This is a genomic window from Streptomyces yunnanensis (genome assembly GCF_029011865.1).
GTDB lineage: Bacteria > Actinomycetota > Actinomycetes > Streptomycetales > Streptomycetaceae > Streptomyces > Streptomyces yunnanensis.
In genome coordinates this window covers 2188378-2202797 of sequence record NZ_CP095749.1, presented here as the reverse complement: position 1 = coordinate 2202797, position 14420 = coordinate 2188378, and the positions used below count along the sequence as shown (strand labels likewise).

Below are 14420 nucleotides of genomic sequence, written 5' to 3'. Positions count from 1 at the left end.
GGGTCCGACTGCGCGGTGCGGCAGGCCACTCGCGCGGCGCCGGGCCTGCGGAGCGGACTGCGGGACAGCATGGGCCGGCCCGCGCCACGCGTCGGGTTACGGGCCGCTGTGGATGAGCGAGGACCACAGGTCGGGCCGGCCCTGGTAGCGGTCGCGCATGGCGAGCGTCGTACGGTGCAGCGCCGCGGGGGCGTCGTCGGCAGTGCCGGACAGTTCGGCGTAGAAGGTGCGGGCCGCCACCGCGCCGAAGGCGTCGGCCAGCGGCCACAGGCTCGCGATGACGTGCCGGAAGCCGGCGAGCTGGAAGGCGGAGGCGAGGTTCAGCGACTCGTCCACGTGCTCCAGGCTGCGGTGGCCGGTGGAGCACGCCGACAAGTAGGCGAGCTGCGCATCGGCCACGGCGAGCCGGCTGATCTCCGGGATGGTGAGCATGCCGTCACTCAGGCACAGTCCGCTGTGCGAGGGCGCGGCGTGGTCGGCGAGCGCGTGGCACGCGAAGTGCGCCCAGGTGGCGGTGGACAGCGCGGCGGCGACCTGGCTCGTGGTGGCGTCCTCGTTGAGCAGCGGCGGCTGGTCGGGATGGCGGCGGTGCAGGTCGAGGGCTTCGGTGAGGGCGCCGGGCAGCCCGGGCAGGCCGGGCGTGCTCGGCAGGGCGACGGTCAGTTGCCGCCGGGCCACCGCAGCGGGGTGGCCGTGGGCGTGCGCGAGGATCCGCAGCGTAGGGGTGTACGAGGACACGAACGAGTCCAGGGCGCCGGGCCGGCCGGGGTGACCGGCGGCGTGCAGCGGGAACATCCCGAGCAGCCCGATGGGCAGCCACCAGACCCGGCGCGGCCCGGGACCTGGGGGCAGCGCCTCCGCGACCGGCCCGACGACCGTGTCCCACAGCCAGCCGAGCCGGTCCGCCAGCCCGGCATGCGCGGAGCCGACCACGGCCTCGGACTGGGCCTCCACGTGATCGGCGGTGAGGTCCGGCAGCGGCACCTGCTTGAGGTCGCCCTCGTGGCCGATCAGGATCGCGTCGGCCCTGTTCCGTGCGGAGTTGACGACGACGACCGTGCCGCCGACCGCGGCCCGCCGCAGCTCCTCGACGCGGGGCGTCATGAGGAAACGGGTGAACCGGGGGTGCTCGCGGATCCGGGCGACCAGCTGCCCGTACCGGTCCCACAGCACGGCCTCGGCCGCGGACCCCGCGGCGAGCTCCTTGCGTACCTGGCGGAACGGCCGGGCCAGCTCCGGCAGTTCGCGTTCCAGGTCGGCGAGGTCGTCATGGGCGTCGAGTACGGTCGCCAGCGAAATGCCGCGGCCCAGCTCGGCCTGCTGGACCGCCTGGAGCGGTTCTCCGCGGGCGCAGTGCGCGGCGAACGCCTGGCTGACCAGGCCCCGGGGCTCGCCGAACCGCCGCTCCTGGTCGCTCCAGTCGGTGCCGCGCAGCGGCACGGCGGGCGTCAGCGCGATGGCGGCGTCCAGCACGCGGGCGGCCAGGTCGTACTCGCCCAGGACGTTGGCGAGTACGCCCAGGTTCCGCCCGGCCACCGCCCGCCTGCTCGGCGTGGCCCCGCGCGCCGCCTTGAGCCGCGCCTCCCACGCCTCCAACGTCCGTCGGTCGGGCGCCAAGTGCCGTGCTCCGGGGACGAGATGCGCCCTGACCAGCTCGGCGAGGACGTCGGCCACGTGCGGTTGGCCGTCGGGCACGGTGTCCATCGCCCGCCGCAGGTCGTCGAGCGCGCGACCCAGCGGCCGGTCGCGCGTGTCGCCCGACTCGCCCGGCAGGTCCGCCAGATGGAGCTGCAACCAGGTGCTGCCACGGATGGCCAGCCGGATCGGCAGGGCCGGGCTGTCGCGGGGCGTCGCCGCCACCGCGCGGTCGGCGAGGAGCAGGGCCCGTTCCAGGTCGGGGAGGCGACGGTGGCGTTCGTAGCGGTTCAGGTAGGCCACCGTGAGGTTGGCCATCCGGCCGGCGTATCGGGGATGGTCGGGCGGGGATGCCTCGACGACGGCGTCCTGGAGTGCGATCGCACGGTCGAGGTCGGCCTCGTCGCCGCCCGCCAGGTGGCGGCGCTGGTAGAAGACGCCGGCGCTGGCCATCGTGGACAGGTGCTCGTCCGGGTCCTCGGTGGGGGCCGCCATCGCCCGTTCGAGGAAGCCGATGGCCCGTTCCAGGTCGGCGGCGGCCGCGGAGGACTCGTGGCGGGCCCCGTAGGCGACGCCGAGGTTGGCGAGGACGATCACCTGCTCGGGGGCGTCGGCGGCGACCTGGTCGAGGGCCTGTTCGTGGCAGTCGATCGCGTGGTCCAGGTCCGCGGGCAGCCCGTGGCAGGCGAAGCGCCGGCGGTAGGCGCTGCCGAGTTCGGTGAGGCGGGCGGGGCGGTCGGCGGCGGAGGCGGTGGCCGCGGCCAACTCCAGGTACGCGAGGGCGTCGTCGATGTCGCGGGGGTCGCCGTGGTCCGCGTAACGGGTGAGGTGGCCGTGGCCGAGGTCGGCCAGCCGCTCGTACGGCAGCGTCCACCGCGAACGGGCGTCGTCGGAGCGCAGGTGGGACCACGACCAGGTGCGCGGGCGCGGCGCGCTGATCTGCCGCGGAATGCCCGCGCAGCCGTCGCAGCGGGCCGCCCCCGATGTGACGGGGCCGCCGCAGTCCGGGCAGTGCGCCAGAGCCAACTCCCGTAATTGCGCGGCAGCTTGCCGGTTGCCCCGGTAGGCCGCGTACGCGACATGGACGGCCCCCTGCTCGGGCTGGCCGAGCTCGCGCAGCGCCACACCGAGGGCGAACCGGCCGCCGGCGTGCTCGGAGTCGAGGTACACGCACAGCGCCAGCGGATACAGGGCGCCCGCGGTGTCGCCGCTGTTCCACCTGCCGGCGCCCAGCAGGAACTGGCAGCCCACCGCGGTCGGGGCCAACTCCGCGGCGGCGGCGAGCAGTCGTACGGCGTCCTCGTACCGACCGCGCAGGAAGAGGTCCCTGCCCTGCTCGAACAGCTCCTCCGCGCGGGCCAGTTCGGAGCTCACCGGCCGCCCCGCGCCCGCTCCGCCCTGGTCTGGAGGCGGCTCAGGCAGACCCAGCACGCCAGCCAGCCCTGCTGGTCCGGGCGGGGCGGGCTCAGCGGCGGAGTCTCCAGGACCCCGGACGCCAGGTACGCCTCCGCTGTCCCGGCCCCGATCCGGCCGGCCAGCTCGCCTTGGTAGATCTTCTTCGCGCACAGGTCGCACGTGTCGCCGACCGTCGGCTGCTGGACGTTGGCCGGCCAGCGACCGACGACGTGCTCCCACGCGGCGGCGGCGAAGGGCGCGAACCCCGCGGGATCGACCGCGCCCGAGCCCTCGGGGACGCTGCCGCGTCGCGCGTGCTCGCGGGCGGCGGCGCGGTCGAAGACGAACCACTCGCTGCACTCCTCGCAGACCAGCCAGGGTGTGGCGCTGCTCGCGGACTGGTTGATCAGCCGGCCGAAGACGCCGGCCTGGGCGTGCTCGTCCCAGTCGAGGTCGCGCACCATGCCGACCGCCGTCCGGAAGAAGCTGCGCCAGTACGCCTCCGACACCACCACGTGCTTGGTCGGCAGGTGATAGCCGCTGGACCGCCGGGTCGTCGTGCCACAGGTGTCGCACACCGCTTGCTCACGCATCCGTGCCCCCGTCTTCGTTGGCGTCGTGGTCAGGTGTTCACCGGGCTCCATGTGCCGGCGTCGGCGTCCCAGTGCAGTTCCGCGCCGCGGACGCCGTCCGCGCCGAGGTCGAGGTCGATGGCGGCGAGGCGCGCGGCGTCGTCGAAGTCGTCCGGGAGGACCAGCGTCGTACGCTCGCCGGGCGTGAGGACGTCCAGGTCCCGGCGGCCGCTGCGGCGGTGCCACAGCAGCCGCAGCCGGCCCGTGGCGGTGACCGTCGACTCGCCGAGCCGCTCGCCGAGTTTGCCGGCGAAGCTCTCCACGAACGGCCCGAGGAATTTCACCGCGACGAAGCCGCAGGCGAGTTCGACGACGGGGACGCCGGTGAGCCTGGCGGGGGCGTCGTCCGGGTGCCCGCCCGTGGCGTAGGAGGCGTCGGACCGCGCGGCGGCGGGGCTTGCGAAGAAGCCGGTCTCGTCCCCGCCCTCCAGCAGCACGGCCCGCCACCGCTCCCCGAGCGCGTCGAGCTCGGTGAGGTGGTGGCCGAGCGCGCCGAACGCCGCCTCCTCGGCCTGCCGGTCGCCGACCTCGGCGGCCAGGCCCGCGGCGCGGCGGCACAGATACCGGCCCTCGCCCGCCCGGCCGACCCGGGTCAGCGCCGCTCCCAGGTCGCACAGCGCCCGTGCCTCGGCCCTGCGGTCGCCGGCCGCGCGGGCTCGGGCGAGGGCGCCGGAGGCGAGATCGGCGGTGGCATCGGCGCCTGCGGGCGGGACATGTGCGGTCATGCGATCTCTTCTCGCTTCTCTCGCGGGCGGGGCCGTGCCTGGTACGTACCGGCGCTGACGTGGAGGGCGGCGGGCGGGAACACCGGTTCCAGTGAGTAGGCGCCGGCGAGCTCCGTGAGGGTGTCCAGGGTGGGGAGGCCGGTCCACTCCCACTCGCGGGCGGCGCACGTGCGGCAGGCGGTCCCGTGCCGCGTACAGGCCGCCGAGAGGGCGACGTGCTCCCTCGTCATCCGGGGCTCGCGGCTCTCGGCGTACCGGACCTGGGAGCACAGGCGGGCCTCGTGCGGAGGTCGGCCCTTGAGCGCGCAGACCTCCTCGACGGTCAGCACCGTCAGCCCGCTGAATCCGCCGCGCCCCGCCGGGCGCCCGTCGCGGTAGGCACCGGGCCCGACCGACAGGGACGGCGGGGGGAAGCCACAGGTCAGGCCGTGGGCGGCCAGGCGGGTGAGCAGGCCGTCCACGGTGGGCAGTGGGTGCCAGTCCCACGCTCTGCCGGCCGGGCACTCCCGGCAGCCGCGGCCGTGCCGGCGGCAGACCGCGCGGGTGTCCTCGTACTCGACGAGGTCGGCCCACTCGCCCTCGACCCAGATCTCCGCCTGGAGCCTGGCTTCCCAGGGCGCGCACGGCGTGAGCCTGCCGACTTCCTCGACGGTCAGCACCCGCAGCGCGGTGGGGCGCGGGCGCGTCGACGTGGGGCGGGTGCTGACGCCGTGTTCGGTACGCCAGGCGCGCAGTTGGGCGGCGGCGTCGCGGTATGCCTCCGTCTCCAGGAGGTGTTCCAGGGTCTCCAGCGGGGTGGAGGCGAGCGCGCCGGTCGCGGTGTCGTACCCGGTGACGACGGCCGTCCCGCCGATGCTCCCCAATCCGCCGAGGCTGCCGCCGCGGCGGGTGATGTTGCTGGCCATGAAGTTCACGGCCCGCTGCTGGGTGAGCGCGCCGGCCTTGCGCCACACCGCGATCCCCGGGTTCAGCCCCTGTGCGTTCAGCCGATGGACGTTCCAGCTCACGGGCGCGCCGCCGTCCCGGCCCATGATGCCGGCGATCTGTCGGGTGGCCTGCTCGGCGTCCGGGTCCAACACCAGGACCTCCACCGTCTTGTCCGGCTCCAACCGGACCACGATGATCCCGTCCCGCGCGATCCCGTCCCGCCGCTCGGGCGCTCCCAGTCCGTACCGCTTCATGAGCGCGGCCGCCAGCGCCGCCGCCAACTCGCGCTCCGCGCGCGGTGTACGGGGATGCTCGGCGAGTGCCCGCAGCGACTGGAGCCGGCGGGAGACCGACGGGGCGTCCTTCGGCTCGCTCGGTCCACCCGGCGTGACCACGCCACATCACCCCCCCAGAGGGACACCGCTGCCTCGTCGCTCGCATTGAACCAGACCTCGCCCCCGCACCTCAGCCGAACGAGCGAACTCCGTGCCCATCGCCGCCGCGTGCGGCTGAAATTCCCACGGAGTCGGTTCTGACCTGGGCTTTTGCCTGGGCTTTTACCTGGGCTCTTACTCGGCTGTCTCCCGCGCTGGCTCGCGGTGAACTCACTTGCGGTGGCCGGGAAGCCGGCCTGCTCGCAGAAGCCCGCGAGCTTGGCGTGCGTTGCTCCCAGGGCAGGAGCATGCGGGTCCAGTCACCACGGCCCTCGGCGCCGATCACGACGACATCACCGCAGCGCAGTTCCTCCGCAAGACAAGCGAACACCATTGCCTCTGCCTTGAAACGGCGGCGGACCAGCATCCCCGGGTGCACGAGCGATCGCTCTCCACCCAGTCCGTCATGCGGACCGAGTGGCGTGGACGGTACGCCCCCGCGGTGCCGGGCCCGCAGGTTACGGGCTCGGCACCGCCAGGTGCGGGCCGTAACGTTGTGGGGCCGGCGGTACGCCGCACGGCGCGGTACGAGGTCGTCCGGGATGGACTTGGCCAAGTGCTGTGTGCTCCAGCTACGGAGCGACAAGAATCAAGAATGCCGTGAAGGAGCTGTTGATCGTCCGGTCAATCCCGCTGCGATGAGAGCGAAGCATCATGAGGAACAAGCCCGATTCCGCTGAGTTTGCGTCCGGCGGTACGCGTCACACCGTAACCCGTGCCCAGGTCGAAGCCGCGGCCTCACGTCTTCCCCCAGCGCACAGCGCGACGTTCAGCAAGAACCGCGCGTGGTACGCCCTCGTCGGCACCGGCCTCCACTACGTCACGGACCTGGTGGCCGAGGCCACCGGTACCGAACCCTCCGACGTGGAAACCGCTCGACTCGCTCTGGATGCGCTGGACTTCCCCATTGTCTGCTGGGCCTGGGGCGACCTTCTCACCACCGGTCATCCCGGACACCGCGTCCGCTCAACATGAGGGGAGTGGGGCGCGGCGCCGCACCCGGGGACGAGTAGATGTAGCCAGCCGCCTCCTGGTCGCCGTCGCTCGCCGACGCGTCGTGGGGAGAGCGGTATGAGCCAAGGCGGCCCTCTTTGAAGAGCGACCCGCCCCGGGCCGTTGCCGTGGGGCCGGAGGGGGGTACCTTCGCGATGTCGTGGCTTGACCGGGGAGGTTGGTGGAAGCGTGGCACGGGGCACTGACGGCCGCACGCCCTATCGGGGGCTGATCTTGGACTTCGTAGGGGTGCTGACCGAGGGGGTACAGGCCGCGCTGCACTCCTGGTGCGCATCTGAGGGCCTCGCGCCCGACGCATGGCGAATCACCCTTGCTGAACTCCCCGAGGGGCGGGAACTGTACGCGGCACTTGAGTCGGGACGGCTGTCGCAAGCCGAGTGGAATCGCCGCACGGCTCCGCTGCTGGGGGTGGACGATCACCACAACCTGATGGGCCGAGCGTGGTCGGGTGTGCGCCCAGCGGCGAACATGATCGCTCTGGCGCGGGCTGCTCGGCGAGCCGGTTACACGGTGGCTCTGTTGTCGAACTCCTTCGGCCTGGACCCGTACGACCCATACGAGGCGTTGGGCGTGTGGAAGCTGTTCGACGTGACGGTGGTCTCTGAGCGGGAGGGCATCGCGAAACCCGATCCGGAAATCTACCAACGCACCCTGGAACGTATGGATTTGCCCGGGGAGGCGTGTGTGTTTGTCGATGACAACCCGGGGAATCTGCCTCCGGCAGCCGCGCTCGGTATCACCACGGTCCACGCGGACGGCCAAGCCGACACGGTCAAGCGGCTGTCGAGTCTGCTGGGGATTCTCCCGGCCGCCGGCAGAGTTCACAGGTAGTGCCGCACCGGAGCCGGAAGAGTCCGGAAGAGTCCGGAAGAGTTCTGAGGCAGCGGGGGAGGTGGAGATCGTCCTGGCCACTGCCCATATCACTCTGGAGGTGTGCGGGGAGCATGGCCTGGTGCTGGGCCAGGCGAGGGTGTGTTCGGTGCGCGCGGCGTTTCGGGCGATCACGCAACGGGTCTTCGGTATTCGAGGGATGCGTGGTTGGCGACGTGGCGACGTGGCGACGTTCGTACTTCGCCGCCGTGCTCGGCGGGTCTGGCAGGCGTGCGGGTGAGGGCGGGGCGGGAGCGCGCCGCGATGGGGTGATCGAGTCATCTTGGGCGGGGGCGGGGCCTCTGAGCATTCTCGATGTCGCTCTCGCCGCTCTCGGCGCGCTGTGGTGTCGTGGCCCAGGACGGGCGCCAGACCGCGTCGGGGAGCCTGGGCAGGGTGCCAAGGTGGGTGATGATTCCGCGGAGTTCCGGATGCGGATTCGTTCTGGGGAGGATGAGCGAGAGCGGGTATGCGAGGGTCGGATTCACGATAGGGATGCGGCGTAGGTCGTGGTTCGTCGGCCAGATGTACCGGTCGCGTGCCCCGACCAGGGTGGCCACGTCCGCGGATTCTGCGAGGGTGTCCAGGAGCACTTCGTCCCCGAAGTGCGGGCCTGCCGCGTCGATGCGCAGGTCGAAGTCCGTGGCGAGCTGATCGTAGAACTCCGCCCATTCGCTTCGGGGTGCGATACCCGGCACCCATATCCGGTGTTTGCGCAGCTGTGGCGGCGTCAGTCTTCGTGCGGAGGCGAGCGGATGTCTCGGTCCGACGAGAAGTTCCAGCGGGGAGTCGAAGGCATGGATCATGTGCAGGTCGGGTGGTAGTGCGGCCGGGGCAATGACGGTTCGAAACGAGGCGTCGATATCGCCTGCCTCGACGGCGGCGACCACCACACGTGGGTCGTTGGCTCTGAGGGTCACCACGTCGAGATTGGCTTCGGGACGCGACCGCCAATAATCGTGCAGGACGACGGCTTGCGCGCTTCGCAGGCCGAGAACGTCGATCCGGAGGGCCCGGGAGCCCGGCCTGACCGCGTTGATGGCGCGCTCGACTCCCGCGACGATGCTCCTGGCATGGGAGAGAAACGCCTGACCGTCGAGTGTCAGCTCAACCCCTCGGGCAGTACGTGTGAACAGGCGCACTTCCAGCTCGCGCTCCAGGGTGGCGATCCGCTTGGAGACTGCCTGCTGTGTCACGCCCAGCTCATCGGCCGCATGCTGGAACTGGCCGAGCTCGGCTGCCCGGACGAACGATCGCAATGCCTCGGTGTCCACTGGTTCACCTTAGGCGTGCCCAACTCGTCGTTGTGGCTGGCCGAGGATCGGTTGTCTGAACGAGCTCCGCCTGGGCGTTGTTCCAGTTGGTGAGTCCGCGACGGCTGATGAGGACGCCGCAAGGTCTCCGGAATGGGGCATCCCGGCCCCCTCCCTTCTCCCGCGGTTCGGGTCGCTGATCGTGTCGATGGACGGTGATCGCCTTGCCGCAGGCGGTGGGTGCGTCTTCGGTGGGGTGTGACTGGCGCCGGTTTCGTGGGTGAGGGGTGGGGGTGGGGCGGGTCCTCGGGCTGTTGATAGTGCAACCCATGTGAAGTCAGTGGTTGTTGGGGCAAAAGTGGGAGGGGGTATTCCGGGATATTCATAGCAGGACGGTCGATTGTGGATCTTGAATCGCGGTGAGCCGCGTGGTTCTCTGTCGATCACACCCAGGGCGGCGACGGGGCGCAAGCCCCGTCGATCGGCGGAGAGTTGGGAGTCATCCCGGCGTCCGCGGAACCGTCCGCACCGGAACGCGTTCCGCCCTGGGCCGTCGCACCAGTCAACGGGGAGGTGAACTGTGATGCAGGGCAACGAACTCCAGGAGACCGACAAGCTCCAGACCTACGAGGCCCCCAAGATGATCGAGTGTGGCTCCTTCCAGGAGGACACCGGCTACTTCGGGCTGACCGGCTACGAGAACCTTTTCCACTTCTACGACAAGCTCCACTAGGGCCGACGCTGATGCGGCACACCCCGTAAGGACACTGAGATGGCCGATGTCGGTTGGCAGTACTTCGTCGCGCTGCCGGATGACGAGGGCGCGGCAGCCGCCATCGGTCGGTTCCCGACGGACGGTGTGCGTGTCCTGTTGAGGCACCCGTCCGGCCGGCCCTGTGTGGCCGGCCGGCTGGCCGAGGACCGGGTCCTGGTGGCCGAACGGGGCGACACCCGGCTCGCCGTGATCGGCCACTGCTCGGCGACCCGGGACGAACTCGCCGCCGCGGCCGACCGGATCGACGATCTGACCGACCTGGACCGACTGGGCCTGGCCTGGGCCGGCAGCTACCACCTCGTCGCCTCCGTGCGCGGCCGCCTGCGCGTACAGGGCACCGCCTCCGGGCTGCGCCGGATCTTCCATGGCGAGCTCGGCACACTCACCCTCGCCGCCGACCGCGCGGACGTCCTGGCGACCGTACTGGACGCCCCGCTCGATCCGGCCCTGCTCGCCCTGCGCACCCTGGACGTGCTGCCGCACCCGCTGGGCGACCTGCCGCCGTGGCGCAACGTCTCCGCAGTCCCTCCGGGCTGGTACCTGGCACTGCCGCAGGACGGCCGGCGGCCACTGGTCGAACGCTGGTGGCAGGCCCCCGAACCGGTGCGTTCGCTGACCGCGGGCGGCCAGTTGTTGCGCCAGGCACTGGAGGACGCGGTGCGGGTGCGCGCCTGCGGCACCCGGCCGATCAGCGCGGACCTCTCCGGCGGCATGGACTCCACCAGCATCGCCCTGTTGGCCGTCCGGCACCGGCCCTCGCTCACCGTGCTCACCATGGAGAACGACGACCGGGCCGACGAGGACGCCCGGTGGGCCAGGCAGGCCGCCGCCGGCCTCCCGGACCTCAACCACATCGTCTACTCCAGCCGCGAACTGCCGCGGTTCTTCGGCGGCCTCACGGCGGTTGAGGGCGTTCCCGACGAGCCGTCAACCGCCGTACTGAGCGCGCCCCGACTGCGCGCCGTGCGACAGCGGGCCCTCGCGCACGGCTCGTGGCTGCACCTCGACGGACTGGGTGGGGACCAACTGCTGTGCGGTCACCCGGCCTATCACCACGACCTGTTGCGCCACCGGCCGCTGTTGGCGGCCCAGCGCCTGAGGGTGCTGACCCAACTGCGCCGGAGCGACTGGGGCACCGAGGCCCGAGGTCTGTTGGAGGGCCACTCCTACCGGCGCTGGTTCACGGACCGGGCCCACGGCCGCGCTCTTCGCACCCCGAGCCCGCTGTCCGCCTGGGGCCACTTCCCGGGCCTGCCCGCATGGCTCACCCCGGACGCCAGGGACCTGGTGACCCGCACCCTGCGCGACACGGCCGCAGCCGTCGAGCCACTGGCGTCGACGCGAGGGCGGCACAACGACCTCCTGGCCATCCAGGACGCCGGACGGATGGTCCGCCAGTGCCACCAACTGACCGAGACCGGGGACTTCAGCCATACCTCCCCCTTCCTCGACGACCGCGTCATCCAGGCATGCCTGGCCGTTCGACCCGAACAACGCGTCACTCCCTGGGAGTTCAAACCCCTCATCAAGGCGGCGATGGCAGACGTCATGCCGCCGGAGGTGCTGACCCGTCGGACCAAAGGTGACGGCACCACCATCGTCGCCGAGGGCTTCGAAGCGCACCGCCGGGAACTCGCGGAACTCTGGGACGATTCCCGCCTGGCCGCCCTGGGCCTGGTCGACCCCGGACCGCTGCGCGAGCTGTTCGACCTGCCCTACACCAACAGCCTCCACCAAGGTGCGATGCAGTCCGCGCTCAGCTGCGAACTATGGGCCCGGGCCACGGCCTTCCGACCGGCAGCCGCCACCCGCCCCTGAGCCCGCCACAGGACCCGAGCAGGAGACAACCATGACATGGAGACTGCACCCCGACGTCTCGACCGTGGACACCGACTACGGAACCGTTCTGCTGAACGGCAGCGACGGCCGCTACTGGCAGCTCAACGCGACCGCCTCCCTCGCCTTCCGCGCCCTGGTCGAGGGCAGCACGGTGCAGGAGACCACCGAGCGGCTGATGGCCTCCTTCGACGTCGACGAGTCGCGTGCCCGCGCGGACGTGGAGCAGCTGATGGCCAGTCTCCAGCAGGCGAAGGTGGTGCAGCAGGCGTGAGCTCGGTCGTACCGCACCGCACGGAGGTCCGGCTCTCGCCGGGCCGCCGCCTCCTGGTGCTGCTCGCCGTTGCCGTCGCCCGGCGCCTGGTCGCCAAGCCGCCGGCCCGGACCCGCGCCATACTGACCCGTCTGCGCAGGGGCGCCCGCGCGGCCACGTACGCGGAGGCCCGCGCCGCCCGGGACGCCGTGGTGGCCGTCAGCCTTCGCTGCGCCGGGGACGAGGGGTGCCTGCCTCGTTCGCTGGCGACCGTCCTGCTCTGCCGGGCACGCGGCACCTGGCCCACCTGGACGGTGGGAGTACGCGCCCGTCTACCGTTCGGCGCCCATGCGTGGGTCGAGGCCGAGGGACGCATGGTCGAGGAGAAGGCGGACCCTTCCTACTTCCGCCCCCTGTTCTCGGTGCCGGCGGACGGGGCCTGACCCGGGTCTCTCAACCGTCGGGGGACGGTGAGGGGCACAGCCATCGACCTGGTGGGGATGACGCCGAGTGCACGCCACCTGACGCCCGCGGACCTGGGCGCGCACGGCCTCCTGCCCGACCAGGTCACGGTCTCCGTGCCGGCCACCTCCGACCAGCCCCGACGACCACCAGCGGCGGATCCGCCTGCTGACCGACGACCTGTGGGAACGAACAGTGAAGGCCCGGTGGGAACCACCGGGCCTTCACATATGAGTAGCGGGGACAGGATTTGAACCTGCGACCTCTGGGTTATGAGCCCAGCGAGCTACCGAGCTGCTCCACCCCGCGTCGGCAACAGGAACTCTACGGCACTTTCCCGGATCGGCCGAATCGACCTCCGCCCGGCCCGCGGTTTCCGCCCGCCAGGGGGTGCCGCTGTGCGATCCCCTCCCCGTGTCGCCTCCGGTTTTGCTGCCTCTACTCTGGGGCGCCAGGGACGAACGACGAAAAGCGATGAGCGGCGAAGGAACGGAGCGTGCGGTGACGGCCGGGGGAGCGAGCGGCGAAGAGCTGATAGGCAAGGTCCTCGGGGGCCGTTACCGGGTGACCGCGACGATCGGGCGGGGCGGCATGGGCGTGGTCGCCCGGGCCGTGGACCAACTGCTGAACCGCGAGGTCGCCGTCAAGGTACTGCGGGCCTTCACCGACGCCTCCGCACCCGAACTGGCCGATCTGCGGACCCGGATGCAGCGGGAGGCGCAGGCCGCCGCCCGTATTCGGCACAGCGGCGTGGTCACCGTGCACGACGTGACCGAGGAGCAGGGCCTGCCGGTCATCGTCATGGAACTCGTCGACGGACCTTCGCTCGACGACGTGCTGACGGAGCGCGGCACGCTGGAGCCGCACGAGGCGGCGGCGATCGGCGCCAAGCTGATGGACGCGCTCGACGCCGCGCACCGGGTGGGCGTACTGCACAGGGACGTCAAGCCGGCGAACGTGCTGCTGGAGCACGGCGGGCGGGTCGTGCTCACCGATTTCGGCATCGCCTCCATGGATGCCTCCGGCGACGAGGCCATGGCCAAGCTGACCCACAGCGGTCAGCTGGTCGGCTCCCTGGACTACCTGCCGCCGGAGCGCGCGCAGGGCACGGTGCCCAGCCCCGCGTCGGACATCTGGTCGCTCGGCATGACGCTGTACGCGGCGGTGGAAGGCACGTCACCGTTCCGCCGGACGTCCGTGTGGTCCACCTTGTCGGCGATCGTCACCGAGCCGCTGCCGGAGCCCCGGCGCGCGGGGCCGCTGACGCCGGTGCTGCAGGCACTGATGGCGAAGGATCCGAAGAACCGGCCCACGGCCGAGCAGGCGCGTGACATGCTGCAGTGGGCGGCCGCGGGCAGGACGATGAACCTCGCGCCGCCGGCCCCCATGGCGCCCGCCCCTTCGCCGGTACAGGCCGTCGGCCCGACGCCTCCCCAGGCAGCCACCCCGGTGCCGCCGCCCGGATTCGGTGCCGTGCCGCCGTTCCACCCGTCGTTCCCGCAGCCTCCGCACACCGGTTACCCCCCGTCCGGCCCGCCGCCCGTCACACAGCCCTGCATGCCGACCGCGGGCCACGCTCACGGTGCCGGCCCCGCCGCCGGCCGCGGCCGGCGCTCACGTCGTGCCCTCATCGCGGCCGCGGCCGCCTTCGTCGTGCTCGCGGGAGGCGGTGTCACGTACGCCTTGACCGCGCAGCCCGGTGCGGCGGACGGCAACGGGCCGCAGGCAGCGCCCCGAGCCGGCTCCCCGGTGGGTAACGGCCGGCCGAGCGGCGGCGGAGCAGCCGACGGCATCAACTCCCCGGGCTCCTCGCCGTCCACGGCATCCGGAAAACCGTCCGGTGCGACCTCTCCCTCCTCCGCCCCGCCGTCGGCCAAGCCCAGTGCCACGCCGAGCACGTCCGCCTCCCCTTCGGCCAAGCCCGGTTCGGGGCCGACGACTTGCAGCGGCTGGAGCCACCACGACCCGAAGCCGGGAATGTACGGCTACCTGTCCGGCGATCACCACATCCTGACGGGGCCCTACCAGGTCTGCTCCTCCGTGGCCGCGACCACCTCAGGCACGAAGCTGTGGTTCCACTGCTCGGTCGAGAACGCCTACGGCCACAAGTGGCTCTACGTCCGCATCGGCGGGACGAAGAACGCGGGCTGGATGTCCGCCGACAACGTCATCCGGCAGAGCGGCTGGCCGGTCCGTTGCTAGCGGCGCG

General features: G+C 72.0%; 12 protein-coding genes and 1 tRNA gene. 7 read left to right on the top strand and 6 right to left on the bottom strand.

The window, feature by feature from the left end:
• Positions 1 to 96 precede the first annotated feature (96 nt).
• From MOV08_RS09730 to MOV08_RS09715, 4 genes are read right to left on the bottom strand one after another with little or no spacing between them, the layout of a single operon-like run.
• The gene (locus tag MOV08_RS09730; protein ID WP_275307061.1) at positions 97 to 3009 is read right to left on the bottom strand and encodes a CHAT domain-containing protein; all 2913 of its coding nucleotides are present in this window, start codon (positions 3007 to 3009) and stop codon (positions 97 to 99) included.
• Positions 3006 to 3623: a hypothetical protein gene (locus MOV08_RS09725; protein ID WP_039631090.1), complete on the bottom strand. Its 618-nt coding sequence runs from the start codon at positions 3621 to 3623 to the stop codon at positions 3006 to 3008. Before MOV08_RS09725 ends, MOV08_RS09730 begins: the two co-directional genes overlap by 4 nt.
• A 29-nt stretch (positions 3624 to 3652) precedes the next feature.
• On the bottom strand, positions 3653 to 4387 hold the full coding sequence (locus MOV08_RS09720; protein ID WP_275307059.1) for a hypothetical protein: 735 nt from the start codon (positions 4385 to 4387) through the stop codon (positions 3653 to 3655).
• The gene (locus tag MOV08_RS09715) at positions 4384 to 5709 is read right to left on the bottom strand and encodes a DUF2786 domain-containing protein (RefSeq protein ID WP_275307057.1); all 1326 of its coding nucleotides are present in this window, start codon (positions 5707 to 5709) and stop codon (positions 4384 to 4386) included. Before MOV08_RS09715 ends, MOV08_RS09720 begins: the two co-directional genes overlap by 4 nt.
• A 693-nt stretch (positions 5710 to 6402) precedes the next feature.
• On the opposite strand from MOV08_RS09715, the gene MOV08_RS09710 reads away from it, so the two are divergent.
• Positions 6403 to 6723 (top strand): hypothetical protein, encoded by a 321-nt coding sequence (locus tag MOV08_RS09710; protein ID WP_275307056.1) that lies wholly within the window; start codon positions 6403 to 6405, stop codon positions 6721 to 6723.
• A gap of 207 nt (positions 6724 to 6930) precedes the next feature.
• Positions 6931 to 7593, top strand: coding sequence for an HAD-IA family hydrolase (locus tag MOV08_RS09705; RefSeq protein ID WP_039631082.1), 663 nt, complete (start codon positions 6931 to 6933; stop codon positions 7591 to 7593).
• A 317-nt stretch (positions 7594 to 7910) separates the two neighbouring features.
• Here the strand turns inward: MOV08_RS09705 and MOV08_RS09700 are convergent, their stop codons facing one another.
• The gene (locus tag MOV08_RS09700; RefSeq protein ID WP_275307055.1) at positions 7911 to 8906 is read right to left on the bottom strand and encodes a LysR family transcriptional regulator; all 996 of its coding nucleotides are present in this window, start codon (positions 8904 to 8906) and stop codon (positions 7911 to 7913) included.
• A 562-nt stretch (positions 8907 to 9468) separates the two neighbouring features.
• On the opposite strand from MOV08_RS09700, the gene MOV08_RS09695 reads away from it, so the two are divergent.
• Genes MOV08_RS09695 through MOV08_RS09680 form a run of 4 tightly spaced genes read left to right on the top strand, consistent with a single transcriptional unit; the run spans position 9469 to position 12192 of the window.
• Positions 9469 to 9618 carry a keywimysin-related RiPP gene (locus tag MOV08_RS09695; protein WP_107080297.1) on the top strand — a complete coding sequence of 50 codons (150 nt, stop codon included), beginning with the start codon at positions 9469 to 9471 and terminating at the stop codon, positions 9616 to 9618.
• A gap of 39 nt (positions 9619 to 9657) precedes the next feature.
• Positions 9658 to 11478, top strand: coding sequence for an asparagine synthase-related protein (locus MOV08_RS09690; RefSeq protein WP_275307054.1), 1821 nt, complete (start codon positions 9658 to 9660; stop codon positions 11476 to 11478).
• 31 nt (positions 11479 to 11509) lie between these two features.
• Positions 11510 to 11770 carry a lasso peptide biosynthesis PqqD family chaperone gene (locus tag MOV08_RS09685; RefSeq protein WP_275307052.1) on the top strand — a complete coding sequence of 87 codons (261 nt, stop codon included), beginning with the start codon at positions 11510 to 11512 and terminating at the stop codon, positions 11768 to 11770.
• Positions 11767 to 12192, top strand: coding sequence for a lasso peptide biosynthesis B2 protein (locus MOV08_RS09680; RefSeq protein WP_275307051.1), 426 nt, complete (start codon positions 11767 to 11769; stop codon positions 12190 to 12192). Before MOV08_RS09685 ends, MOV08_RS09680 begins: the two co-directional genes overlap by 4 nt.
• A 254-nt stretch (positions 12193 to 12446) precedes the next feature.
• Here MOV08_RS09680 and MOV08_RS09670 read toward each other — a convergent pair.
• Positions 12447 to 12520, bottom strand: a tRNA-Met gene (locus tag MOV08_RS09670).
• Between the two features lie 165 nt (positions 12521 to 12685).
• Here MOV08_RS09670 and MOV08_RS09665 point away from each other — a divergent pair.
• The gene (locus MOV08_RS09665; RefSeq protein WP_275307050.1) at positions 12686 to 14413 is read left to right on the top strand and encodes a serine/threonine-protein kinase; all 1728 of its coding nucleotides are present in this window, start codon (positions 12686 to 12688) and stop codon (positions 14411 to 14413) included.
• Positions 14414 to 14420: the final 7 nt, after the last annotated feature.

What these genes read in the sequence shown, in the direction of transcription:
- MOV08_RS09725 (WP_039631090.1), bottom strand. Translation starts at nt 3,623, where the DNA reads ATGCGTGAGCAAGCGGTGTGCGACACCTGTGGCACGACGACCCGGCGG.
- MOV08_RS09720 (WP_275307059.1), bottom strand. Translation starts at nt 4,387, where the DNA reads ATGACCGCACATGTCCCGCCCGCAGGCGCCGATGCCACCGCCGATCTC.
- MOV08_RS09710 (WP_275307056.1), top strand. Translation starts at nt 6,403, where the DNA reads ATGAGGAACAAGCCCGATTCCGCTGAGTTTGCGTCCGGCGGTACGCGT.
- MOV08_RS09695 (WP_107080297.1), top strand. Translation starts at nt 9,469, where the DNA reads ATGCAGGGCAACGAACTCCAGGAGACCGACAAGCTCCAGACCTACGAG.
- MOV08_RS09690 (WP_275307054.1), top strand. Translation starts at nt 9,658, where the DNA reads ATGGCCGATGTCGGTTGGCAGTACTTCGTCGCGCTGCCGGATGACGAG.
- MOV08_RS09685 (WP_275307052.1), top strand. Translation starts at nt 11,510, where the DNA reads ATGACATGGAGACTGCACCCCGACGTCTCGACCGTGGACACCGACTAC.
- MOV08_RS09665 (WP_275307050.1), top strand. Translation starts at nt 12,686, where the DNA reads ATGAGCGGCGAAGGAACGGAGCGTGCGGTGACGGCCGGGGGAGCGAGC.